Below are 24,615 nucleotides of genomic sequence, written 5' to 3'. Positions count from 1 at the left end.
AGTTTAGCGTTTACTCAAATTTATAAAAAAAATCTTATTTTTTTGATTTATAAATAGGTACAGCAGAGCAAGCCTCGCCATACATTATACTTTTAGCATTTTCTTGTAGTTTTTGTATTGCTAGAATATAAGCCGATTCAGGTACTGGTTTTTTTGAACAACCTTTTAAAATAACTGGTTTGTCTTTGTATTGGGAAAAATCAATAGATGATAATTCTGATTCATAAATTGAAATTTCTAAATCAGAAAGATTACCAAGAACAACTTTTTTGCTAAAAGGTGCTACATATGAAGCAACTAAAATGGAAGCCCAAGCAGGTAAAATAGCATCTGTTGAACAATTAATGGCTACATAATGATTTTGATATTGTGACCAATCGTGATTTTTTAAAGCTTCACGAAAATCTTTTTCTTTCAACAAAAAACCTTCAATAAGCCATTGCGAAATATCAATCTGAGTACGCACGCCTGCCTTATAGTAGTCTTCCAAATCGAAAACTACTAAAGAACTTGTGGCTACTTTATTTATGATTTCGTCTTGCATCTTAAAGCATTCCTAACTCTAGCTTAGCTTCTTCACTCATTAAATCTTTGCTCCAAGGTGGATCAAAAGTGATTTCAACTTCACAAGTTTTCACCTCACCAATCTTTTCAATTTTTTCCTTTACTTCATTTGGCAATGTTTCGGCAACTGGGCAATTAGGCGAAGTTAATGTCATAAGGATTTTTACATCCAAATCTTCATTAACATACACATCGTAAATCAACCCTAACTCGTATATATCTACAGGGATTTCTGGATCATAAATAGTTTTTAAAATCTTTACAACCTCTTCTCCTAAATTTATTGTGTCGTTAAATTCTTCCATTTTTTAATTTTTAGCCTCAAAGGCCAGTGCATACATTTTAATTTGTTTAACCATCGATACCAATCCGTTTGCACGTGTTGGTGATAAATGTTCTTTAAGCCCAATTTCATCAATAAAATTGGTGTTTGCGTCTAAAATTTGTTTGGGTGTTTGATTTGAAAAAGTTCTTATCAGGATTGCAATTATCCCTTTAGTTAAAATAGCATCACTATCGGCAGTGAAAACAACTTTATCCTCTTTTTGTTCAGCATGTACCCAAACTTTAGATTGACAGCCTTTAATTATATTTTCTTCAGTTTTATATTGCTCATCAATTAAAGGAAGTGATTTCCCCAATTCGATAATGTATTCGTATCGCTGCATCCAATCGTCAAACATTGAAAACTCATCGACTATCTCTTCTTGAATTTCTTGAATTGTCATTATATTTTTCTCCTTCTATTTTGTGTAGGAAACCAACTTACTAACAAAATTTTCGATAGCTAAAGGCGGGTTTCCGTGATCAAAATCTACAGTACTATATTCTTTACCGTTTTTGGTTATTTTTAAATTGGCTATTGCAGCTCCATCATAAAAACGCTTTTGCGTTGGATCTTTTAGAGTAGCCAACCCATCAACATTAATCGAACCTAGCATACTATTTAATTCATCTAATTGAGATTTATCTAATTGAACTGCCTTAAGTTCATTAGAATCTCTTTCGTTAGTAAACATCAATTTATTGTTACTAAATACTAACTTCAAAAAATAGCCTCTTGTATTGGCGTTATATTCTACAACAGAAGTTTGCTCTTGATTATTAACTTTTGATTCATCAGTTTGAACATTATCTACCAATGTCGTTTGAGATGAATCACCTTTTTGCACAACTTCTTTTTTGCATTTGCACGAAAGTAAAACGAATGCTAATACTCCAATAAATACTAATTTGCTCATAGTTTTTAGTTTAGGTTATGACAACATCATTTTAGCTTTTTTAACAGCTTCAACAAAGGTATCAATTTCTTCTTTTGTATTATAAAACGAAAAACTTGCTCTAATGGTACCCGGAATATCAAAATAATTCATGATAGGCTGAGCACAATGATGACCAGTGCGAACTGCTATACCTAACTTATCAATAATTGTTCCAATGTCGTAAGGATGAATTCCTTCTATATTAAAAGACACTACTGAAGTTTTGTTTTCTGAAGTACCAAAGATTTTTAAACCTTCAATTTCCAATAACTTTTCAGTAGCATAAGACAACAATTCTTTCTCTTGTTTTTGAATATTATCGAAACCAATTTCATTTAAGTAATCAATCGCAGTCCCTAAAACAATTCCATCAGCAATGTTCGGTGTTCCTGCTTCAAACTTATGAGGTAAATCGGCATAAGTGGTTTTTTCAAAAGTTACTTCCTTGATCATTTCTCCTCCACCCATGTAAGGTGGTAGCTTATTTAACCATTCTTCTTTACCGTATAAAATTCCAACACCAGTTGGCCCACAAATTTTATGTCCCGAGAATACATAAAAATCACAATCTAAAGCTTGCACATCAGGTTTTATATGTGGTGTGGCTTGAGCACCATCAACTAAAACAACAGCGCCAACTTCATGCGCTTTTTTAATGATATGTTCAATAGGATTAATTGTTCCTAATGCGTTAGAAATGTGATTTACAGCCACAATTTTGGTTTTAGATGAAAGTAATCTATCATATTCAGACATTACCAATTCCCCTTTTTCATTCATTGGAATCACTACCAACTTTGCTCCTGTTCTTTCACACAAAAACTGCCATGGTACAATATTACTATGGTGTTCTACAGCCGAAACCATTACTTCGTCATCTTTAGAAATCAATGAAGCAAAACCGTTGGCAACCAAATTAATTCCCTGAGTTGTTCCTGATGTAAAAATTACTTCGTAAACTTCTTTGGCGTTAATATGACTTCTTACTTTTTCACGAGAAGCTTCATAAGCATCAGTCGCTAATTGGCTTAAAGTATGTACTCCTCTATGAATGTTGGCATTTATTTCTTGATAATATTTTGAGATTGCATCAATAACCACTTTAGGTTTTTGTGAAGTCGCACCGTTATCAAAATATATTAAGGGTTTTCCGTTTACTTTTTGCTCTAAAATGGGAAAATCGGCTCTTATTTTTTGGATATCTAACATTTTATTATTTAGATTTTTTCTAAATACAAAAGTAGTTATTTGACCACGAATAGAAGAATTATTTAATAAATCTTTTTTATGCATTCATAGCTATTTCCTAAATTGCAGCAATCTAATTTCCTCTCTATGAAAAAGATATTTCGTTTTTTAGGCCTTGTCCTTTTAGCTGCAATTATTTATTTAGGATTTGACACGTATCCAAAACTCGATTTAATTTCTGGTTTTTCTTCAAAAAGTGTTGCTTCTGGTCATTTTTTAGACAATCGCCCATTGGGGGTTATTGAGAAAGGAGACAATGATATTGACCTCATCGATTTAGCTAAAAATGAAATCAATGAAAAAGGAAAATATGCCGAAGCCTCTGTTTACGGACTAAAAACAAGAAAGGCTGTTTATCGTGAAGGCTTAGGTGCTGTTCTAGTAAATGATGACTATAATGAATCAGAACCTTATTTAGTTCCTAAAAGAAGTTTCACCTTAAATAAAAATATTCCTTTTCCTTATGGTGATGGAGAACCAGTAAAATCAAATTTCACAAACATTGATTACGCCCAATTAAATAAAGCCGTTGCAAAAGCCTTTGACCCTAATTTTGAAGGTAAAAAAAGCACTCGAGCAGTTGTAGTAATATATAAAGATCAAATTATAGCTGAAAAATATGCTCCTGGATTTTCTAAAGATTCAAGATTATTGGGTTGGTCGATGACCAAAAGTATCACTGGAACTTTATTTGGAATTTTACAAAAACAAGGTAAACTAAATGTAAACCAACCAGCTCCTATAAGTGAATGGAAAAATGACGAAAGAAAAAGCATCACTATTAACAACCTTTTACAAATGAATTCGGGCTTAGAATGGGATGAAGATTATGGAAAGATATCTGATGTTACGAAAATGCTTTTTCAGGAAAGCGATATGAGTAAATCTCAAATCAATAAGCCTTTGGTTGGAAAACCTAACGCGACTTGGAATTATTCTTCAGGGACTACTAATTTATTATCTGGAATTCTACGTAAGCAATTTAAAACACATCAAGAGTATTTAGATTTTTGGTACAACGCTTTAATTGATAAAATTGGTATGCATTCCATGCTTGTCGAAGCAGATTTGGCTGGAAATTACATCGGTTCTTCTTATGCTTGGGCAAATGCTCGTGATTGGGCAAAATTTGGATTATTATACTTACACAAAGGAAACTGGAACGGCGAACAATTGTTTGATCCTAATTGGGCCAAATATGTAGCTACTCCTACTCCAACTTCAGAAAACCAATATGGAGCACAGTTCTGGTTAAATACTGGTGGCAAAATGCCAGATTGCCCGAAAGATGTTTATTATGCAGATGGCTTTCAAGGGCAAAGAGTATTTATCATTCCGTCGCACGATATGGTAGTGGTACGCTTAGGAACAGATCATATAGATTTAAATGAATTGATTAAGGAGATTTTAGCAAGTGTTAAGAAATAAAGAAAGCCACTCAATGAGTGGCTTTCTTTATTTCTTATTTCTTCTTTTTTGGACTAACAGCTTTAGCTAGATCCTCAATATTTCCTTTATTTATATTTAATCCCATGATTTGGTAATCGAAGTAAACTACTTCTCCATTAGAAGGATCAAAAACAAACATTGATTTGTTCAAAGTAATTGCAGGTTGAAAATAATAGTATTCAGTACTTTTATCTTTAATTACTTGCTCTAATTTTTCTTTAGAACACATTTCAAATTTGTGTGGGTAAATACCAGCGATATCAGCCTTAGTGATTTTTTTACCTAAACTTTCTTCACAAAATAATAGTGTTCTTTCTTTAATTTTAGGTGCTCTTTCATTATAAACCTCTTGCAGTCCTTTAACGATTTTAGCTGAATTACCTCTTATATCATTTTTTTGCACAAGATCCATAGATAAAATCATTGATTCAATCATGTTTCTTACTCTGTAACTTGAAGCTGTCAACTTGAATTCATTTCCAAAAAAATTAAGTGGACAATAAGCTAACATGTCTTGATATTCATATTTGCTTAATTTCTTTTTTCCTCCATTAAGTAATGCTAAATAGTGATAGTTTTGACCAGCTTTAGCTCCTTCTATAACAATTAAAGTAATAAATGAAGCATTTTTTTCTGTAATTTTTGCTTCAAGTTCTTTTCCTCCAATAAATGAAAACGGAGTAACTTTCCACAAATCATTCATTGCAGCTTTCATTTCTTCATCAAATTTTTTATCTCCACTTAGTACTACATACGTTTTAGAAGCTTTAAATTGACTATACTCTTCGCTTTTATAGTCTACGGCTGATAATTGTGCATTAGCTACGAAAGAGCAAATCAATGCAAATAGGAAAATAATCTTTGTTTTCATTATTGTTTAATTAAGTTTATGAATAATTTTGTGCGCTGCAAAAGTATGATTTTTAATCTATAAACATAATTCCTTTTTAAAATGCGGATTACTTTTTTTAATTCAAAAAGACGCTTCACCATTTGTTTTACATTGTTATTTATAAATTTTATTTATTCTCAAAATAGTGGTTCAAATTTTATAAGTACCAACCCAAATGCCGAAATTTTCGACGACAATAACCAAAAGATTGGAAATACTCCCTTCGATTTAAAAAAACTTAACAAGAATATTGTTAAAATCAATATTGTTAAAGAAAATTTCGACACTATAAAAATCACTCTTAAAGAAAAAAGAAAAGACAACATGGCTTTTTTCAATGCAATAGAAGAGTGCAGTTCTTGTTTATTAGATAAAGGAAAAAACACAGAAGACCTTGTCTTAAAAATGACAAAAACTTTCAAAGAAACAGAAAATACAATTCTTGTAGGTATAGAGGTGCCTATTATAAAAATAGATGAAAATCAAGTCTTAGGAGAATTAAATGGAAATAAGAAAAAACTAAAAGATAAAGATATATACAGACTTTTAGGCTATCCAGAAAATATGGAAATGAGGATTTTAAATGCTTTTCAAAATTCATATGTAAACGCAACTTTTTTTTCAAAAAAAGACAGTAAAAAAGATGTCTCAAATCTTCAAAATCCTAAGATTATTTTCAAGCCTATTGTCAAAAACTTGAATTTCAAATTAAGTGGCAAGTTACATCGTGACTTTTCTGGTCCATGTTTTTTAGAATGTGAATGGCAAGTTTTTGATTTATCAGATTTAGAAAATCCAATAAAGACATTTGAAATAAAAACAAATTATTTTAGATCTGGCAATAATTATGAGTTATTGTTACATGATATGATAGCGCTTTCAGAAAGAGAACTATTAGAGGAAGAATCATTACACAATTTAATTTCAACTTCTCAGCAAAAATATCTTGAAAAATCTAAAGGAAGTGTCATAGAAATACCTCTAATTCAAAATAGGTCTTACACAAACACCTCTGAAATGTTAAAAGAAAGTGTAAATTCTATAGTTACTGTTGAAACTGAAGGAAAGTTTGGGAGTGGCGTTTTTGTAACTGACAACGGATATCTTATCACGAATTACCATGTAATTGAAGGCCAAAAACCTATTTTTATCAAGATTGACAAAGACAGAAAAGTAAAAGCGGAGCTTGTAAAAGCTAACAAAGATTTTGATTTGGCTATTTTAAAAGTAAATGCAAACATTAAAGGTTTATCTTTCTATGATAGCGACAAAACAAATTTAGGCGAAGAGGTATATGCTATAGGAACTCCACTAGATAAAAAATTGATACAAACCATTACAAAGGGAATTATAAGCGGTTACAGAGAATTTAACGGTGTAAATTTTATACAATCAGATGTTAGTATTAATTCAGGAAATAGTGGCGGACCAATGCTAAATAATAGGGGTGAAATAATTGGAATAAATACACTGAAAGCTTCAGGTAAAAACATATCTGGAATAGGGTTTTCAATACCTTCAAATATTGTTTTAAAAATGCTAAATATTAAAACAGAATAATAAAAGCCACTCAGTGAGTGGCTTTTCTGTTTATATAAAGATATTATTTGGTTCTTCGCAACGACTATAAATCAAATCCCATGTTTACACCCAATTTCGTAGCTATGATTTTTGCGATTTTAGCTTTTAATTCCGGTATTTTGATACTTGATGTTACTTCGCTGGTGAAAGCGTACATCAATAAAGCTTTGGCTTCTTTTTTAGGTATTCCGCGTTGTTGCATGTAGAACATAGCGTTATCATCCAACTGACCAATAGTACATCCGTGCGAACATTTTACATCATCTGCAAAAATCTCTAGTTGTGGCTTAGCGTTGATAGTTGCTTTGTCGCTTAATAAGATGTTGTTATTTTGCTGGAAAGCATCTGTTTTTTGAGCTTCTTTTTCTACATAGATTTTACCATTAAATACACCAGTCGAATTTCCATCTAAAATTGTTTTGTAATTCTGATGACTTTCGCAGTTTGGTTGTTCGTGATTTACTAAAGTATAATGATCTACGTGTTGCTTATCTCCAATGATTGTAATTCCTTTTAAAGTAGAATCGATTCTTTCTCCGTGGTGATAGAAATTCAAATTGTTTCTTGTAATATTTCCACCAAAAGAGAAAGTATGTACTGCAACGCGGCTTTCTTGTTTTTGTGAGATATACGTGTTATCAATCAAATTAGCCGTTTGCACATCATTTTGAATTTTGTAATAATCTACAATAGCACGTTTTTGAGCAAAAATCTCAGTAACCGAATTGGTCAACACCGGATTTTCATTTAAACTTTGGTGACGCTCTACAATTTGTACGTGTGCGTTTTCGCCAACGATAATCAAATTACGCGGCTGTGTCATTAAAGCTGCTTCATTACCTGTAGAAAAATATATGATTTCGATGGGCTTTTCAACTACTTTGCTTTTTGGAATATTAATATAAGCTCCTTCGTAAGCAAAAGCAGTGTTCAAAGATGTTAAACTGTCTTCTTTATTGGCTATTTGATTGAAGTAGTTGTCAATTACCATTTTATACTTTGGTTTTGTTAATGCCGATGACATTAAACAAACATCCAATCCGTCATGTGTAGTTGACGATAAAAACGTACTAAAAACACCATCAATAAAGATAACTTTATAAGTATCTACATCGTTGATAAAGTATTTTTTTACTTCCTTGATTTCGATAGCATGTTCCTTTTTAGGAAAAATGCTGAAATCATTTTTTAAAACCGCATTAAGCGAAGTATATTTCCAAGCTTCTTCTTTTTTAGAAGGAAAGCCCTTTGCTTCAAAATTCTTTAAGGCTGAAGTTCTCAAATCGTGTAACTCGGTAGCTACATCGACTTTTTCTTCAAATGCCATGAATGATGATATTAATTTTTCTTTTAATTCCATTTTTTCAAGTTTACAGTTTACAGTTTACAGTTTTGCATCATAACAATGTTTCTGTTCTGTAACTGAAAATTCTTTATTTCAACCAATCGTATCCTTTTTCTTCTAGCTCAAGTGCCAATTCTTTTCCTCCTGATTTAATGATTTTACCGTCCATTAAAACGTGAACAAAATCAGGAACAATGTATTCTAACAAACGTTGGTAGTGCGTAATTACTAAAACTGCGTTATTTTCGTTTTTCAGTTTATTTACACCATTAGCCACAATACGAAGTGCATCGATGTCAAGACCAGAATCTGTTTCGTCAAGAATAGCAATTTTAGGCTCCAACATCGCCATTTGGAAAATCTCATTACGCTTTTTCTCACCACCCGAAAAACCTTCATTTAATGAACGTGAAAGAAACTTACGATCCATTTCTAATAGTTCAGATTTTTCACGAATTTTTTTCAACATTTCATTTGCTGGCATTTCTTCTTTACCATTTGCTTTACGACTTTCATTAATCGCTGTTTTGATAAAGTTAGTTACCGAAACACCTGGGATCTCTACTGGATATTGGAATGATAAGAATACACCTTTGTGTGCTCTTTCTTCTGGTGCTAATTCAGAAATGTCTTCCCCATCTAAAATGATTTCGCCTTCCGAAACTTCGTAGTTTTCATTTCCAGCAATAATTGACGAAAGTGTTGACTTTCCAGCACCGTTAGGTCCCATAATGGCATGTACTTCGCCAGCTTTAATTTTAAGGTTGATTCCTTTTAATATTTCTTTATCCTCAACTGAGGCATGTAAATTCTTTATAGTTAACATACTATAGTATCTTTTTATTTTAAAAATTGATTATCCAACGCTTCCTTCTAAGGAAATTTCTAATAGTTTTTGTGCTTCTACAGCAAACTCCATTGGCAGTTTATTTAAAACATCTTTACTGAAACCATTTACTATTAAAGCGATTGCTTTTTCTGTTGGAATTCCACGTTGATTACAGTAAAACACTTGATCTTCTCCAATTTTTGAAGTTGTTGCCTCGTGTTCTATTTTTGCTGTTGAATTATTAGATTCGATATATGGGAAAGTATGTGCTCCACAATTGTTACCCATTAACAACGAGTCACATTGTGAGAAGTTACGAGCATTTTCGGCACGTGAACTAATTTGTACTAATCCTCTATAACTGTTTTGAGATTTTCCTGCTGAAATACCTTTAGAAATGATTGTTGATTTAGTATTTTTACCCAAATGAATCATTTTTGTACCAGTATCTGCCTGTTGGAAGTTATTAGTTACTGCAATTGAATAGAATTCTCCAATTGAATTATCTCCTTTCAATACACAAGAAGGATATTTCCACGTTACGGCTGATCCTGTTTCTACTTGAGTCCAAGAAATTTTAGCGTTTTTCTCGCACAAACCTCTTTTGGTTACAAAGTTAAAAACACCACCTTTGCCTTCTTTATTACCAGGATACCAGTTTTGTACAGTCGAGTATTTAATTTCGGCGTCATCAAGTGCAATAAGTTCAACTACTGCAGCATGCAATTGGTTTTCATCACGACTTGGAGCCGTACATCCTTCCAAATAAGACACATAACTTCCTTCATCAGCAATCACTAAGGTACGCTCAAACTGACCAGTCCCACCTTGATTAATTCGAAAATATGTCGATAATTCCATTGGACATTTTACTCCTTTAGGAATATAGCAAAATGATCCATCAGAGAAAACAGCTGAATTTAATGCTGCATAAAAGTTATCTTTTTGCGGAACAACAGTTCCAATGTATTTTTGAACCAATTCAGGATGTTCTTTTATTGCTTCAGAAATTGGACAAAAAATAATTCCCTTTTCCGCTAATGTTTTCTTGAACGTTGTTGCTACAGAAACCGAATCGACTACAATATCCATTGCGATATTATTCATCTTCTTTTGCTCATCGATAGAAATCCCTAACTTTTTGTACATTTCCAATAATTCCGAATCAACATCGTCTAAGGTTTTATTAGGATCTGCTTTTTTAGGTGCCGAATAATACGCTATGGCTTGAAAATCTGGCTTGTCGTATTTCACATTAGCCCATTCTGGCTCTTCCATTTCCTGCCATGCGCGAAAGGCTTCCAATCGCCAGTCTGTCATCCATTGTGGTTCTTCCTTTTTCAAAGAAATAGCACGAACAATATCTTCATTTAAACCAATAGGAAACGTTTCCGATTCTAATTCAGTATAAAATCCGTATTCGTACTCTTTGTTTTCGAGTTCGACTTTTAAATCGTCTTCGGTATATTTTGACATAATATTTTATCTAATTTTTTTAAAGAGAAAAACTCTCTCCACACCCACACGTGCGTTGTGCGTTTGGATTATTAAACACAAATCCTTTTCCGTTTAAGCCTCCTGAGTATTCTAAAATTGTACCTATTAAGTATAGATAAGACTTTTTCTCAACAGCAATTTTAACATTGCTATCTTCGAAAACCTTGTCACTATCATTAATTTCTTTATCAAATTTTAACTCATAAGACAAACCTGAACAACCTCCGCTCTTAACTCCTACTCTTACAAAGTCTGTAGAGGCGTCGAATCCATCATCTTTCATCATCTCGATGATTTTCTTACTCGCTGATTCTGAAACTTTTATCATCTATTATTTTGATTTTGTCTAAATTAATCGTTTTAAACCGCAAAGATATAACATAAAAACCCTTTTTCATAATTACTAACATTTTTATAACTAATGTCTTGATAAATAATCTCTATTTACATCGCGATTCCTTAAATAAAACAGTAATATTAGATAAGCCGTAAAGTGTATAAAGCATAATTAAAAACAAACCCTGTCAACACTAAAAACTTTGACAGGGTTTAAACTATTGATTAAATCTTTCAAAAGCAGCTCTCTCTAGCATTTCTCTATCATCAGGATGAGAAATTTCGATTAGTGCTTTGGCTCTTTGTTTTAAATTTTTTCCATATAAATACGCTGTACCAAACTCAGTTACAACATAATGGATATGCCCTCTTGTGGTTACTACACCGGCCCCTTGCTTCAAAAAAGGAACTATCCTTGGAACTCCCTTATTAGTTCTCGAAGAAATTGCTATTATAGGCTTACCTCCTTCTGAAAGGGCTGCTCCACGCATAAAATCCATTTGCCCGCCAATTCCACTAAATTGATAAGTGCCAATTGAGTCCGCACAGACTTGTCCAGTCAAATCAATTTCAATAGCCGAATTGATAGCCACCATTTTTTTGTTTTTCATGATATTGATTGGATAATTCACATGCTCAACGTCCATGAAAGCAAAAGCAGGATTATCATTTATATAATCGTATAGTTTTTTTGTGCCAAATGCAAAACTTGTTATTGTTCTGTTTAAATGAGTTCCTTTGAATTTGTTGTTTATAATCTCTTTCTCCATTAAATCTAGCACACCATCACTAATCATTTCAGTGTGAACGCCTAAATCTTTGTGATTTCCAAGACATTTAAGTACTGCGTCAGGAATTGTTCCAATACCCATTTGCAGAGTAGACTTATCATCGATAATTTGAGCAACATGTTTTCCAATTAGCAATTCTTGTTCACCAACTTTTGCACCATAATCTACCGTCAGTAATTCTTCATCATGCCAAACCATTTTATTTATTTTCGAATAATGAATCATTCCATTTCCGTGCGTTCGTGGCATTTTTGGATTTACTTGTGCTATAATTAATTTAGCAGTATCGACAGCACTTCTTGCAACATCCACTGAAGTTCCTAGAGTGCAATATCCATGATTATCAGGAGGAGAAACTGTAATCATAGCAACATCTATAGAGAGATGTCCACCCTTGAAAAGAAGTGGTATTTCACTTAAAAACACTGGTACAAAATCACCTCTTTCAGAATTAACTGCTTCACGTACAGGTGCTGAAACAAAAAGAGAATTGATATAAAAACTGTTTTTATATTGAGGCTTTGCTATTTTAACATTGCCTTGCTGGGTTATTGAAACAAATTCGACATCCTTTAATCTATCTGATTGCCTTGCCAGTTCATCGATTAACAAATTTGGGGTACACGCACTCCCGTGTGAAAAAACCCTATCTCCACTTTTAATTAAGGACACTGCATCTTCTACAGTTGTATATAAATTCATGATTAAATCATTAAGAAGTTAGCTCTCAAATTTATGGAATTTTTAATGACTAGAATTATGATTAATATCAGTTTGATTGGTAAAACTGAATTGAATTTAATATTTAAAACAATATCACTAAATTTGGGTACTATAAAAATACTATGAAAATATATCCTATAGAAGCCGGCAACTTCAAACTAGATGGTGGCGGTATGTTTGGTGTTGTACCAAAAACAATCTGGAATAAAACAAATCCAGCAGATGCAAATAACCTTATTGATATAGCTGCAAGATGCATGTTGATCGAAGATGGTAATCGTTTGATTTTAATTGACACTGGCATGGGCAATAAACAATCAGACAAATTTTTTGGTTATTATTCACTTTGGGGTGATTTTTCACTAGATGCCTCATTAGCCAAATACGGTTTTCATCGTGATGATGTTACTGATGTTTTTATGACACACTTACACTTTGATCATTGTGGCGGAAGTGTTAACTGGAATAAAGACAGAACCGGTTACGAAGTAGCCTTTAAAAATGCAACCTTTTGGAGCAATGACAATCATTGGGAGTGGGCTACAAAACCCAATGCTCGTGAGAAAGCATCTTTCCTAACTGAAAATATCTTACCTATGCAAGAAAGTGGCCAGTTAAAATTCATCAATCGTCCAGAAAGCGATTTTGGACATTCTTCAGAATTGGGATTTGATATTTATTATGTAGATGGTCATACTGAAAAACAGATGATTCCACATATAAACTATAATGGAAAAACAATCGTTTTTTGTGCCGATTTATTAGCTACTGCTGGACACATTCCTATTCCTTATGTAATGGGATATGACACACGCCCGTTATTGACTTTACCAGAAAAAACAAAATTTTTAAACGCTGCCGCAGAGAATAATTACTATTTGTGGTTAGAGCACGATGCTCACAATCAAATCATCACTGTCGAACAAACTGAAAAAGGAGTACGTCTAAAAGAGATGTTTCGCTGTGAGGATATATTAATCTAATGTTAAAAAATATCGTATTATTACTTAAATTTAGACTTTTATAAAATATTTAATTCATACTATGAAAAATACAAGACCTTTTTACCTTTCAAGCATTTTAGTCTTAGCACTTGCTAGTTGTGGTGGAACTCAAAAAATGGTAACTGTTGATGCTGCCAAAGTTGATCAAATGCCTCTTAAAACATCTAAAATAACCGAAAAACAATTACAAAGATGGAGCCATTTAGATTTAGTTAAAGACACCATTCCTGGTATGAGTGTAGACAAAGCTTATGCTGAACTATTAAAAGGTAAAAAAGTAAATAAAATAATTGTTGCTGTTGTAGATTCTGGCATCGATATCGAACATGAAGATTTAAAAGCAAATATTTGGACTAACCCAAAAGAAATTGCTGGAAACAAAAAAGACGATGACAACAATGGATACGTTGACGATTTACATGGTTGGAATTTCTTAGGAGATGCTGACAACGAACAACTTGAATTGACTAGAATAGTAAAAAAAGGAAACGACGGGTCTGTTCAATATGAAAACGCTTTGGCTGAGCTAACAAAGAAAAAAACTGAACTAGAACCAAACAAACAACAATTAGACATGATTTTGGCTGCCGATGCAGCAGTTACAAAACAATTAGGAAAATCTAATTATACACTCGCTGAAGTTAAGGCAATCAAAACAACAGATCAAGGATTAGCACAATCACAAGCTATTATGTCACAAATATTAGCCCAATTCGCTGATAAAAAAGCATTTGATGCTGAAATGAAAGAATTTAAAGAATACGTTTATGATCAATTAAACTATAATTTAAATACTGAATTCGACGGAAGAAAACCTGTAGGTGACAACCCTAACGACATCAATGATAAAAAATACGGAAACGCAAACGTAATTGGTCCTAAAAAAGAAAGCGGGAAACATGGAACTCACGTTGCTGGAATTATTGCTCAAGTACGTGGTAATGGTAAAGGGGGTGATGGTGTTGCATCTGATGTGGTAAAAATCATGGCTTGTCGTGCAGTACCTAATGGTGATGAATATGATAAAGATATTGCTTTAGCCATTCGTTATGCTGTAGACAACGGAGCTAAAGTAATCAATGGAAGTTTCGGAAAAAGCTTCTCACCTAACAAACAATGGGTTTACGATGCAATAAAATATGCTGAATCTAAAGATGTATTATTTGTTCACGCCGCTGGTAATGATGCAGAAGATATTGATGTAGCAAATAATTTCCCTAATGATGCTGAACCAAAAGGCGCAGAATTTGCAGATAATGTGCTAACAATTGGGGCATTAAACTATGAATACGGTTCTGGTTTAATGGCGAATTTCTCAAACTACGGAAAAGAAAATGTAGACATTTTTGCTCCAGGGGTTAAAATTTATGCAACGACACCTAACAATACTTACGAGTATTTACAAGGAACATCAATGGCTTCTCCAAACGTAGCGGGTGTTGCCGCACTAATTAGAGCGTATTATCCATCATTAACAGCATCTCAGGTGAAACACATCATTATGGATTCTGGAACACCTCTTAACAATACTATCACTTTAGCTGGTGAAACTGGAGGTCAAACAACTCTAGGCGCTATATCAAAAACAGGAAAAATTGTAAATGCTTACAACGCATTAATTTTAGCCGAAAAAACAGTAAAAAAATAAATATAATTTGGGCACACCCCACGCCTTAGGGCGTGGGTCGGGCTGTCCGCAGTACATGGTACTTTGCTCCCATCCCTTGTGCGAAAGCACATTTTTTATTTAAATACATTACAAAATGAAAAAACTATTTTTACTTCTATTTCCTTCGTTAATTCTGGCACAAAACAATCCAAACCCAGGATATTGGCAACAACACGTTGATTACAAAATGGAAGTCAATATGGATATAAAAACCTATCAATACAAAGGAAAACAGACTTTAGTTTACACAAACAATTCGCCTGATACTTTAAAAAGAGTATATTTCCATTTATTCAACAATGCTTTCCAACCTAATAGTCCAATGGATGCTCGATTAAAATCGATTAAAGATCCAGATGGGCGAATGGTAACTAAAGTAAAAGTTGGAGACAAGGAAACAAAAGAAAGCCGAATTTCAGCTTTAAAACCCAACGAAATTGGCTTTTTATACGTAAACAATTTAAAACAAGATGGTATAGCTGTGAACAACAAACGTGTGAGTACCATTTTAGAAGTTGATTTAGCAAAACCACTATTACCTAAAACCTCAACTACGTTCACTTTAGATTTTGATGGGCAAGTTCCAGTTCAAATTCGTCGTTCAGGGAGAAACAACAAAGAAGGTATCGAGTTATCGATGGCACAATGGTATCCTAAGCTAGCTGAATATGACTTTGAAGGTTGGCAAGCTGATCCTTATATAGCTAGAGAATTTCATGGTGTTTGGGGTGATTTTGATGTAAAAATTACCATAGACAAAGATTATGTACTAGGCGGAAGTGGCTACTTGCAAAACGGAAACGAAATTGGTAAAGGTTATGAAGATATTGGTGTAAAAGTAATCTATCCAAAAAAAACAAAAACGTTAACATGGCATTTCAATGCGCCTAACGTACATGATTTTACATGGGCTGCAGACAAAGAATATATACACGACAAATTAGTTCGCCCTGATGGTGTTACATTACATTTCTTGTATCAAAACAAACCTGAATTTATTCAAAATTGGAAAAACTTACAACCAAAAACTTCACAGTTAATGGATATTTACAATAAAACTGTTGGTCAATATCCGTACAAACAATATTCAGTAATACAAGGAGGCGATGGTGGTATGGAATATGCAATGTGTACTTTAATCTTAGGTGAAGGAACCGAAGAAGGTTTAATTGGTGTTACTGCACACGAAATGGCACATTCATGGTTTCAACATGTTTTAGCTACTAACGAAGCGAAACACAGCTGGATGGATGAAGGTTTTACAACTTGGTTAGAAAACTACGGACTAAATGAAATTGCCGATAAAAAAGTAGTTAATCCACATGAAGACTCATACAAAGGATATGCTTCATTGATAAAATCTGGTAAAGAACAACCACAAGGTACACATGCTGACAGATATGACGAAAATCGTCCTTATAGTATCCAAGCCTATAGTAAAGGGAACATTTTCTTATCACAGTTAGAATACATCATTGGTAAAGAAAATTTGCATAAAACTTTAAAACGTTATTATGCTGATTATAAAATGACCCATCCTACTCCAAACGATATCAAGCACACTGCTGAAAAAGTTTCGGGAGCAAATCTTGATTGGTATTTAGTTGATTGGACGCAAACTACAAATACGATAGATTATGGTGTAAAACAAGTAGCCGAAAACGGAAATGCTACTAAAGTAACTTTAGAAAGATTAGGACGTATGCCTATGCCTTTAGATATTACAGTAACTTATGAAGATGGAAGTCAAGAATTGTTTTACATTCCACAAACGTTATTACGTTGGTCAAAACCTAACGAAAGCGGAATGAAAAGAACAGATTTAGAAGGTTGGGACTGGGCATATCCTACGTATGATTTCACAATCAATTCGCAAAAATCAAATATTAAATCTATCGTAATTGACAACAGTGGTTTAATGGCTGATGTGAATAGAGAGAACAACGTTTATTTTAAAAAATAAAAAAAGAAATATGAATTAAAAAAAGCTGCTTGAAGCAGCTTTTTTTAATTCATAGAGTTTATTCTTATGCTTGCTTTGACTAAAGCCAAAGCCCTAATTTTACTCATCTCTACATCTTTATCTTGGTGGTGCTTATTTTGACTAACTAAACGAACATAACCCTCATGCTCAGATTTTTGAATATACTTAACAGTAACATATTCCTCTTCAGCCATATCGATACTTAACAAATACATTTCGCCCCAAAAAATTTCATTCTTAACATCATTAACTTGTTTGTATAAAACAATGTCACCACTTTTCAACAAAGGGTACATACTATCACCTGTTATATAAACTGCACCATCACACTTCGGCAAATGAGGAATCGAAATATGATCTAAAGGTTCTTGTGATTTAGAGTCTTTAAACAATGGTACTAGACCAGCTACAGCTTCTATGTCATACAATGGGATTTGCTGACTTTCTAAGTTAGAATCTGTTTTTAATCTAAAAGCCTCAATAGATTTATTAAGCAATACGGCTTCATTAGACTTGAACATCTCTCCTTCTCCAGTCAAAAGCCATGTAGGATTCAAATCATTGTAAATTGTGAGAATATTTTCTAACATATTTGATCCAATACTCTTTCCTTCTTTTACAGCTTTTGAAATACTTCCTCTGCCAGCGTTAAGGCTATTCTCAAAAGCATAATAGCTTATTCCCTTTTTATCTAAATATTGTCCTAAACGATCTGATACCATGATAATCAATTTTATAAGGTCAAAAATATGAATATTTTCTTTATATACAAGTTTTATTTCTTACAAAATCAAACAATTATGAATTAAATCAAATTTAATTAGATTATTTTCTTTGTTTTATTTGTTTGTTAGATTTTATTCTTATATATTTGCATTGTAATTATTTCGAATCGGATTAATTATAGGAATATATTCTAAGTTGCTTGATTAGCGCAAATCATCGACGCCATAAAATTTAATTTTAAAAACAAAAAAATGAGCACAAAAATCAAAAACACACTCTTTCGTTTCGTTACAATGCGAGCACCAGAATTTCTAGAAAAAGAAAAAGCAAATAAAGAATATGTTTCACATCCTGAAGCAGAAAAATCATCAATTGATGAATTCGAAAGTATTTTTCTACAAGCGTCAAATCATGTAGCATCTGGAATTACAAAAAGAAAGTCCTTAAATAATGCGTCAAATGAGTTTTTAGCAAGTGCTTTAAAAAAAAGAGAGTCTCTTTACCAAAACAACATAGTATCACAAGACTATTATGATTTTGCAATGTGGTTAACAAAAAATAGAACTACGTTGAGCACACAAGAAATAAAAGATAAAACTTTTTACGTAGACGAATCAGCAATTGAGCCTACACAAAAATTCCAACCACTTGATGAAGAAATATTAATTCAGCTATGGGATAATTTATTCTATCAAATTATAACATACAAATCAGGATATATAAGAGAAGCTATTTTAAGTATTCTTGTGGCAGATTTTTTTCTTAAAAATCAACTTTCAACAAACCAAACAAATGAAGATTTAAGAAAATTAGCTCAAGCTAGAGTAGTCATTCCTAAAGTAATTTTCGAAAAAGAAGATATAAACTCACGAAAACAATTAATAAAAGAAACATTAGAGAACCTACCTCTTAATGCAAAGGAATTAGATAAGGAATTGGACATAATTCTTCTTCAAGATGAAATTGAATCGCGTAAAAAAATTGTTACAGAACTAAAAACTGTACAAAGAGCATACAATAAGCAAAACCAAAAAGCATACGATTTAGCTAGAAAAGCATACGAAACAACGGTTTCAAATTTATATGCTAATGCAGAAACTGTAGAAAAAACAATTATAGATCCAATAACAAACCAAGAAAGGACAGTAACAGATTATGTAAATCTGAATATCCCTGCATTTGAGTTTGAGAAAGAACCAGAATTAAATGTGTTTCCTGTAAATAAAACCTCTTCAGGGCCAGCTTCAGAAATAGAACAATTGATTGCTTTAAATGAGTTTGAAACTTTTGACGAACTAATTACAAATTTTGAAGAAACTATCAATCAAGGAAACCAATACATACTTGAAAACATTCAGGCAACCGAGACAATGATTAATGCTAATGGAATCATTTTACCTGTTGTAAACACAAGTATTATTCCGTCATTTACAATTGGTGCAACGTCCACAATTGCAAAATCTCCATTAACATTTTTATTTAATGATAGCGTAGAGCAATCTGATATTGTAGCGGCGCAATACAAGATCACTTTTGATGATGAGACTTTTGTTACAGATACAAGCTTTACAGATAGCATTATAAACAACAAACTATCAGTCAAAGTGTTCTTGAATGGATTAAATTACTTTGACAAAACAAGTTTTATAATTGAAGGTTATTTCACTAGAAGTAATGGTACAAAAATTAAATTTTCAACAAATGGATCTATAATAGAAACAATACTTGGTGGCTTAAAAATTATTCCTGAAAGTAGCATTATCACTTACAATTTAAAAGCTAAAGGAAAATACTCCATAAAGCCTGTGCTTGATAGTGACGACAACTCAAACAACGATGATAACACATCAAATAATGATGGAAGTGTACTAGATTATATCCCTTCAGGTTTTGGGGTTAAACAAGTTGGAATCGTAGATTATCGTAAAGTTGAGCAGGAAGTATGCTGTTATGTCCCTGGTGAAGTTTCACATATTGAAAATATAATGGCTTCTGAATACAAAGACAGAACAACGCGTTCATTACAACGTCGAGAAGAAACCAACACCAGCACAACAGAAAAAGAAACTGAAAAACTTACTGATACCACTACGAGTAATCGTTTCGAAATGAATCAAGAAATAAGTAGCTTATTAGCACAAGACGATCATTTTGGAATGAATAGTAACTTTCAATCTAATTGGGGTACTCCAAAGACCACAAGCTATGGGTTGTCTGTAGGGGCCGATTTTGCCACTAATACAACTAAAGAAGAATCAAACAACCAAGCAGTAACTATGGCTAAAGATGTTACTGAAAGAGCCCTTGATAGAATTGTACAAAAGGTAAAAGAGGAACGAATTGTTAAAGTGACTAATGAGTTTGAAGAAACAAACACACACGGCTTTGATAATCGCAAAAACACAAGTCACATTTCTGGAGTATACCGCTGGATAGACAAAGTATACCGTAACCAAGTTATAAACTATGGCAAACGATTAATTTACGAATTCATGATTCCTGAGCCTGCTGCTTTTCACAAACTAGCCTCTACAATTACAAGTAGTACAGGTGAAGTTTTGACCATGCCAATAGATCCTAGAAGCACAGAAAATAATCCTTTAGCAATAACTAAAATTAGTGATTTAGATTGGACAATAGCTTCACATTGGGCAAAACAGTTAAATGCTATAATTGAGGAGAATCCTGAGCAAAGAATCTACCATCCAGTTAGTTTTAGTGAAAACAACATGGGAATAGATGTTGATGCAGGACGAGGCTTAAAATCTAGCAGTAAACATTTTGCATTAAAACTGCCTGAAAAGTACCAAGCAACATACATTCAAGGACACATTGCTATTGGGAAAGGTTATTGGGAAGGGGTCTTTAATAGATTTTCAGCAGAAATTGCTGTTGGCGAAACATTAATCCCAGTCTATTCACCAGATTGGTATATTTCACAAATTAGCACAAAAGTGTCTATAAATTTACAACCCAAACCGTATGTAGGAGAAATACCTGTGTCTGTAACCTCTTGGGATGTAAAAGGTGTTAGTGGTAGTTTAATAGTAACTTGTGAGCTTACCCCCGATGCATACAAAGAATGGCAAATTAAAACCTTTAACGCAATTATCTCAGCCTACGAACAAAAGCTTGCAGAATACAATCAAAAACTAAAACAATTAAAAAGCGAAATTAAAGGCACAAATCCAGGATTCTATCGTGAAGTAGAAAATACAGTATTGCGTAAAAACTGTATCGAATACTTAAATAGTTACGACTTGACAGGAATTATGGTGACTAAAAATGAAGATTCATTAACAACTGGCAATACCGCCTCAGATTTTCATGTTAAGTCCGATTCTCCTGAACTGGAAAAATATGCAGCAAGAGTTAAGTTTTTCGAGCAAGCATTTGAGTGGAATTTAATGAGCTATAATTTTTACCCAATGTATTGGGGCGAAAAAGGGAAACTACAACAAAAATACAATGTTGATGAGTATAACGATCCTATATTTCGTGCCTTTTTACAAAGTGGTATGGCCAGAGTGATGGTGACAGTACGTCCTGGATTTGAAGAAGCCGTTAACTGGTACATGAACACCGGTCAAATCTGGAATGGAGGTCAAGTCCCTACAGTTAGTGATCCATTATTCTTATCGATTGTAGATGAGTTACGTGAAACTAATGGTGAGGTAGAAGAAACTTGGGAAACACGTGTACCAACATCACTTACAGTTATACAAGCAGGAAGCATAGGCTTAGAAGTTGAAGGATTACCTTGTGATGATGATTGTGATGACTATAAATTATTTGACTCAGATGGACAGCCAGTATTAGACGGCAATGGAAACCCTATTTCAACAAACCCTATCAAACAAAACAACGGTTTACCCGGAGAAACTCAAAACACTCCACCAATAGTTCTTCCAGATCCTAATGAAGAACCAAGCCAAGAAGTGTAAACCTTTTGTTTAACAATAACCCCAGCCTAAAGCTGGGGTTATTAAAACTACAAATATGAACGAGATAGATCAAATAATAAATTATTTGCGATTAAATAGAGTTGCAGATGAAATAAAGCAATCAAATATTGAAGAGGGTTTTGTATCATTACAAATACTAGATAATTTTGGTATTAACACTGATTTTGTAAAAGTTCCTATCGCTGAATTCGAAGATTTTAGTGGTTATATCAGACTAGTTACTACTTTTCATATGTATGAACCAAAAGAGATATTTCTTAAAGTTACGAATACTTCAGGCGGTCACGATAATATAAATTATTATATCAAATCGCAAAGTAATCCAACAGTACTTTTTACCAATATTATTACTGGATTAGTTGAAAATATATTAGAAAATGAACTTATATCAATAAATGTAGAAGATTATAAAGCCAACCAGTTTTTTTATAGTGTTGCTATTAATAAAATTGTAATCAAACCAAATCTATTAGATGAAATTGTTATAACAGATTATTCTATAATTTATAACCCTGATAATATTAGCTACATTAGTAATGGTGAATACGAGTTCAATTATAAAGATCATAGCGGTTGTAAAGCAACTTTAACAAGTAAGTTGTTACAAACATTGTCTTTTAACCCTGATATGGCATTTCGTCAAAGACTAATTGAATTTGAAAAACAATTAAAAAAAGGAAGAGTAAGCCTAATTCCTAATATTTATATTCGTTCCAGCAAATATTACATAGAATATCCCTATACTTCAAAAGATCTAAGAAGCTTTTCGGGAGATGAACTACCAGCACTAACATTTGAATTTAATTTTATTGGTTGCTTTCTTGAATTTTTGAACAAAACCATATTTACTCAAAATTTTAACTTTGAAGATCCAAATGGTAAAAGAACTCAAAAGTTCAAAGAAAATTATCTTAAAATTGTAAAAGAACATTTTCTAAGAACCTTAGAATGGGGTGAATCAAGTTATAGAGATGCTTTAACTTTAATGTATTATATACCACAATTTGTTTTCGAAACCTTTGATGTAGATGTAATGTGGAAACTACTACAAAAAGCAGTTGAATATAATACAATAAATAACCGTTATAACCTAGATGAAGAAGACCTAATCCTCGATTTAATAGAAATCATCGCAAAAGTTGAGAAAAAACCTACTTTGATGTTGAACAAATTATTAGAGAATAAGGTGGGTAAAGATGAAGGGATGTTTCATAGATTATACCGTAAAGTGAATGGCAATAATTTTGTTAGATTTGTAGAGTTAATCAAGGCAATTTGGATAAAAAGTGAATATTTTATCCCTTCAGACAAAAGGTATCCTGATCAATCAAAATACGGACCATTTTTAATACCCTATGAGTCCGAAAAAACACTAGGAATTTATTTTAGTAATGCTACAGTTAGTTTTAGCGAAAACAATCGATTAGTGAATGTTGATTGTAAGACTAAAGAAGACATTATAGTAAAACGATTAAATATCAAAACAGGTACTTTTTATGAGACTAGAGAGAAAAAAGTAGAGCACTTTACATACCATCCTTTTTATCCTATTTACATAAAAAATTTAGAAGAACAAGAAACAAGTATAAAACTTGATGCAGTTGTTCCAGCATTTGTTTTAAAAGCAAATGAGGACAAGCAATTCTGGCATAATGTTATCAAGACAACCGAGTATGCTGTAGATGCACTTACCTTATTATCAGGAGTTGGCAATTTATACAAGTTTAGATACTTAGCCCAAGTGGCTGCAAGAGCCGAAACTTTAAATTTTGTGAGTAAAATAGGAAGAGCTGTGGCTACAGCAAGACGAGTTGTAGCAGGTACAGCAGCTACTGTCGAAATTACTAGTGGTTCTTTGAATGCGTTATTTAAACTTACGGGTTTTGAGGATACAGATCTTGGAAAATCACTTCAAGAGTATTTATTTTGGTTAGAAATATTATCTTTATCAGGTGAACTCACAGTTGCAATTCATAAAGGCATACAAAAAAGTGCAAAGGAAATTTTAACAAATAAAGATGAATTACTTAAAAATTTAAAGGAACAAGGAGTTGACGATGTAACAAAATCAAAAATACTTAATGAAATAAGTCAAATAGCTAATTCAAATGCAAAAAATAGCTTATTAGATGACTTTATGGAATTAAGAGCTAAATACTTTAATACTTCTGCTACTGCATTTAACAAATTAATCAAAGAAAGCTTAGAGTTAAATCATTTAGGAAAAACAGAATTATTTAGTTTATATAATAAGCATTTGAAGCAATTTCCTAATTTAGCCAATGGTCACAATCAAGCAATTTTTAAAATTAAATTCTTTGAAAATGGCAAGTTATTTGACCAAGTAGAAGAGTTTTCATTATCAGGAGACAAAATTAAAATGTTTGATAATTTTGGTAACCCTCCAAAATTTCCACCAAACACAGTAAACGTGTTGAATGATTTTGAAGAATTTGAAACATTTGTAACAGGTGCTTATGATTTATTTGGTAGAAGTAGAAAATTTGACAGTGAAATTAAATTCATTTACAATTTCCTAAAAAATCACGCATATAAAGCAGATGAGTTTATCATAGAAACAAGTAATATTTTTAAAACCTGTGGAAGCTGTAGTAGAGAATTTGTACTTTTGAAACAATTACTAGAAAATCAAGGTAAAAAATTGAGAATAATTGTAAAAGCAGATGAGTCTATTAAAGGAACTAGTAACTTAATGAAAAAATATCCTGAATTAAAAAAAATGAAATAAA

General features: G+C 32.5%; 19 protein-coding genes. 7 read left to right on the top strand and 12 right to left on the bottom strand.

Features of this window, described 5'->3' with window-relative positions; all coding sequences use genetic code 11:
• Nucleotides 1–34: 34 nt before the first annotated feature.
• The 5 genes from LJY17_RS12320 to LJY17_RS12300 are packed head-to-tail and all read right to left on the bottom strand — an operon-like array spanning nucleotide 35 to nucleotide 3,035.
• Nucleotides 35–544 carry a DUF2480 family protein gene (locus LJY17_RS12320; RefSeq protein ID WP_264544122.1) on the bottom strand — a complete coding sequence of 170 codons (510 nt, stop codon included), beginning with the start codon at nucleotides 542–544 and terminating at the stop codon, nucleotides 35–37.
• A gap of 1 nt (nucleotide 545) precedes the next feature.
• Nucleotides 546–869: an SUF system Fe-S cluster assembly protein gene (locus LJY17_RS12315; RefSeq protein ID WP_264544121.1), complete on the bottom strand. Its 324-nt coding sequence runs from the start codon at nucleotides 867–869 to the stop codon at nucleotides 546–548.
• A 3-nt stretch (nucleotides 870–872) separates the two neighbouring features.
• Nucleotides 873–1,292: a SufE family protein gene (locus tag LJY17_RS12310; RefSeq protein ID WP_264544120.1), complete on the bottom strand. Its 420-nt coding sequence runs from the start codon at nucleotides 1,290–1,292 to the stop codon at nucleotides 873–875.
• Between the two features lie 15 nt (nucleotides 1,293–1,307).
• Nucleotides 1,308–1,805, bottom strand: coding sequence for a hypothetical protein (locus LJY17_RS12305; RefSeq protein ID WP_264544119.1), 498 nt, complete (start codon nucleotides 1,803–1,805; stop codon nucleotides 1,308–1,310).
• 15 nt (nucleotides 1,806–1,820) lie between these two features.
• Complete coding sequence (locus LJY17_RS12300) at nucleotides 1,821–3,035, bottom strand: aminotransferase class V-fold PLP-dependent enzyme (protein WP_264544844.1); 1,215 nt, start codon at nucleotides 3,033–3,035, stop codon at nucleotides 1,821–1,823.
• Nucleotides 3,036–3,161: 126 nt separating this feature from the next.
• Here LJY17_RS12300 and LJY17_RS12295 point away from each other — a divergent pair, with 126 nt between their 5' ends.
• Nucleotides 3,162–4,502, top strand: a complete 1,341-nt coding sequence (locus LJY17_RS12295) for a serine hydrolase domain-containing protein (RefSeq protein ID WP_264544118.1) — start codon at nucleotides 3,162–3,164, stop codon at nucleotides 4,500–4,502.
• Between the two features lie 34 nt (nucleotides 4,503–4,536).
• Here LJY17_RS12295 and LJY17_RS12290 read toward each other — a convergent pair whose 3' ends face one another.
• Complete coding sequence (locus tag LJY17_RS12290) at nucleotides 4,537–5,394, bottom strand: hypothetical protein (protein ID WP_264544117.1); 858 nt, start codon at nucleotides 5,392–5,394, stop codon at nucleotides 4,537–4,539.
• Between the two features lie 81 nt (nucleotides 5,395–5,475).
• On the opposite strand from LJY17_RS12290, the gene LJY17_RS12285 reads away from it, so the two are divergent.
• Entirely contained in the window at nucleotides 5,476–6,975 is a 1,500-nt protein-coding gene (locus LJY17_RS12285) for a S1C family serine protease (protein WP_264544116.1), read from the top strand.
• Between the two features lie 64 nt (nucleotides 6,976–7,039).
• Here the strand turns inward: LJY17_RS12285 and sufD are convergent, their stop codons facing one another.
• The 5 genes from sufD to LJY17_RS12260 form a co-directional block, all read right to left on the bottom strand.
• Nucleotides 7,040–8,356 carry a Fe-S cluster assembly protein SufD gene (sufD, locus tag LJY17_RS12280; RefSeq protein ID WP_264544115.1) on the bottom strand — a complete coding sequence of 439 codons (1,317 nt, stop codon included), beginning with the start codon at nucleotides 8,354–8,356 and terminating at the stop codon, nucleotides 7,040–7,042.
• Between the two features lie 73 nt (nucleotides 8,357–8,429).
• Nucleotides 8,430–9,167, bottom strand: coding sequence for a Fe-S cluster assembly ATPase SufC (gene sufC / locus LJY17_RS12275; RefSeq protein WP_264544114.1), 738 nt, complete (start codon nucleotides 9,165–9,167; stop codon nucleotides 8,430–8,432).
• Nucleotides 9,168–9,197: 30 nt separating this feature from the next.
• On the bottom strand, nucleotides 9,198–10,646 hold the full coding sequence (gene sufB / locus LJY17_RS12270) for a Fe-S cluster assembly protein SufB (RefSeq protein ID WP_264544113.1): 1,449 nt from the start codon (nucleotides 10,644–10,646) through the stop codon (nucleotides 9,198–9,200).
• 19 nt (nucleotides 10,647–10,665) lie between these two features.
• The gene (locus LJY17_RS12265) at nucleotides 10,666–10,995 is read right to left on the bottom strand and encodes a HesB/IscA family protein (RefSeq protein WP_136667213.1); all 330 of its coding nucleotides are present in this window, start codon (nucleotides 10,993–10,995) and stop codon (nucleotides 10,666–10,668) included.
• A gap of 226 nt (nucleotides 10,996–11,221) precedes the next feature.
• Nucleotides 11,222–12,496, bottom strand: coding sequence for an acetyl-CoA hydrolase/transferase family protein (locus LJY17_RS12260; RefSeq protein ID WP_264544112.1), 1,275 nt, complete (start codon nucleotides 12,494–12,496; stop codon nucleotides 11,222–11,224).
• Between the two features lie 143 nt (nucleotides 12,497–12,639).
• Between LJY17_RS12260 and LJY17_RS12255 the strand changes: the two genes are divergently transcribed.
• The 3 genes from LJY17_RS12255 to LJY17_RS12245 all read left to right on the top strand — a co-directional run bounded on the left by LJY17_RS12255 (nucleotide 12,640) and on the right by LJY17_RS12245 (nucleotide 17,153).
• Nucleotides 12,640–13,500, top strand: a complete 861-nt coding sequence (locus LJY17_RS12255) for an MBL fold metallo-hydrolase (RefSeq protein WP_264544111.1) — start codon at nucleotides 12,640–12,642, stop codon at nucleotides 13,498–13,500.
• Between the two features lie 61 nt (nucleotides 13,501–13,561).
• Nucleotides 13,562–15,169 (top strand): S8 family peptidase, encoded by a 1,608-nt coding sequence (locus LJY17_RS12250; protein WP_264544110.1) that lies wholly within the window; start codon nucleotides 13,562–13,564, stop codon nucleotides 15,167–15,169.
• 115 nt (nucleotides 15,170–15,284) lie between these two features.
• On the top strand, nucleotides 15,285–17,153 hold the full coding sequence (locus LJY17_RS12245; protein ID WP_264544109.1) for a M1 family metallopeptidase: 1,869 nt from the start codon (nucleotides 15,285–15,287) through the stop codon (nucleotides 17,151–17,153).
• Between the two features lie 44 nt (nucleotides 17,154–17,197).
• On the opposite strand, the gene LJY17_RS12240 is transcribed toward LJY17_RS12245, so the two are convergent.
• Nucleotides 17,198–17,896 (bottom strand): S24 family peptidase, encoded by a 699-nt coding sequence (locus LJY17_RS12240; RefSeq protein ID WP_264544108.1) that lies wholly within the window; start codon nucleotides 17,894–17,896, stop codon nucleotides 17,198–17,200.
• A 255-nt stretch (nucleotides 17,897–18,151) separates the two neighbouring features.
• Between LJY17_RS12240 and LJY17_RS12235 the strand changes: the two genes are divergently transcribed.
• Nucleotides 18,152–21,844, top strand: coding sequence for a hypothetical protein (locus LJY17_RS12235; RefSeq protein ID WP_264544107.1), 3,693 nt, complete (start codon nucleotides 18,152–18,154; stop codon nucleotides 21,842–21,844).
• Nucleotides 21,845–21,899: 55 nt separating this feature from the next.
• Nucleotides 21,900–24,614 carry a hypothetical protein gene (locus tag LJY17_RS12230; protein WP_264544106.1) on the top strand — a complete coding sequence of 905 codons (2,715 nt, stop codon included), beginning with the start codon at nucleotides 21,900–21,902 and terminating at the stop codon, nucleotides 24,612–24,614.
• Nucleotide 24,615: the final 1 nt, after the last annotated feature.

Origin of the sequence: Flavobacterium hankyongi (assembly GCF_036840915.1) — a bacterium.
In the GTDB taxonomy this organism is placed as follows: domain Bacteria; phylum Bacteroidota; class Bacteroidia; order Flavobacteriales; family Flavobacteriaceae; genus Flavobacterium; species Flavobacterium hankyongi.
Note: the sequence above shows the minus strand (reverse complement) of the source record. Positions and strands in the feature narration are given on the sequence as shown.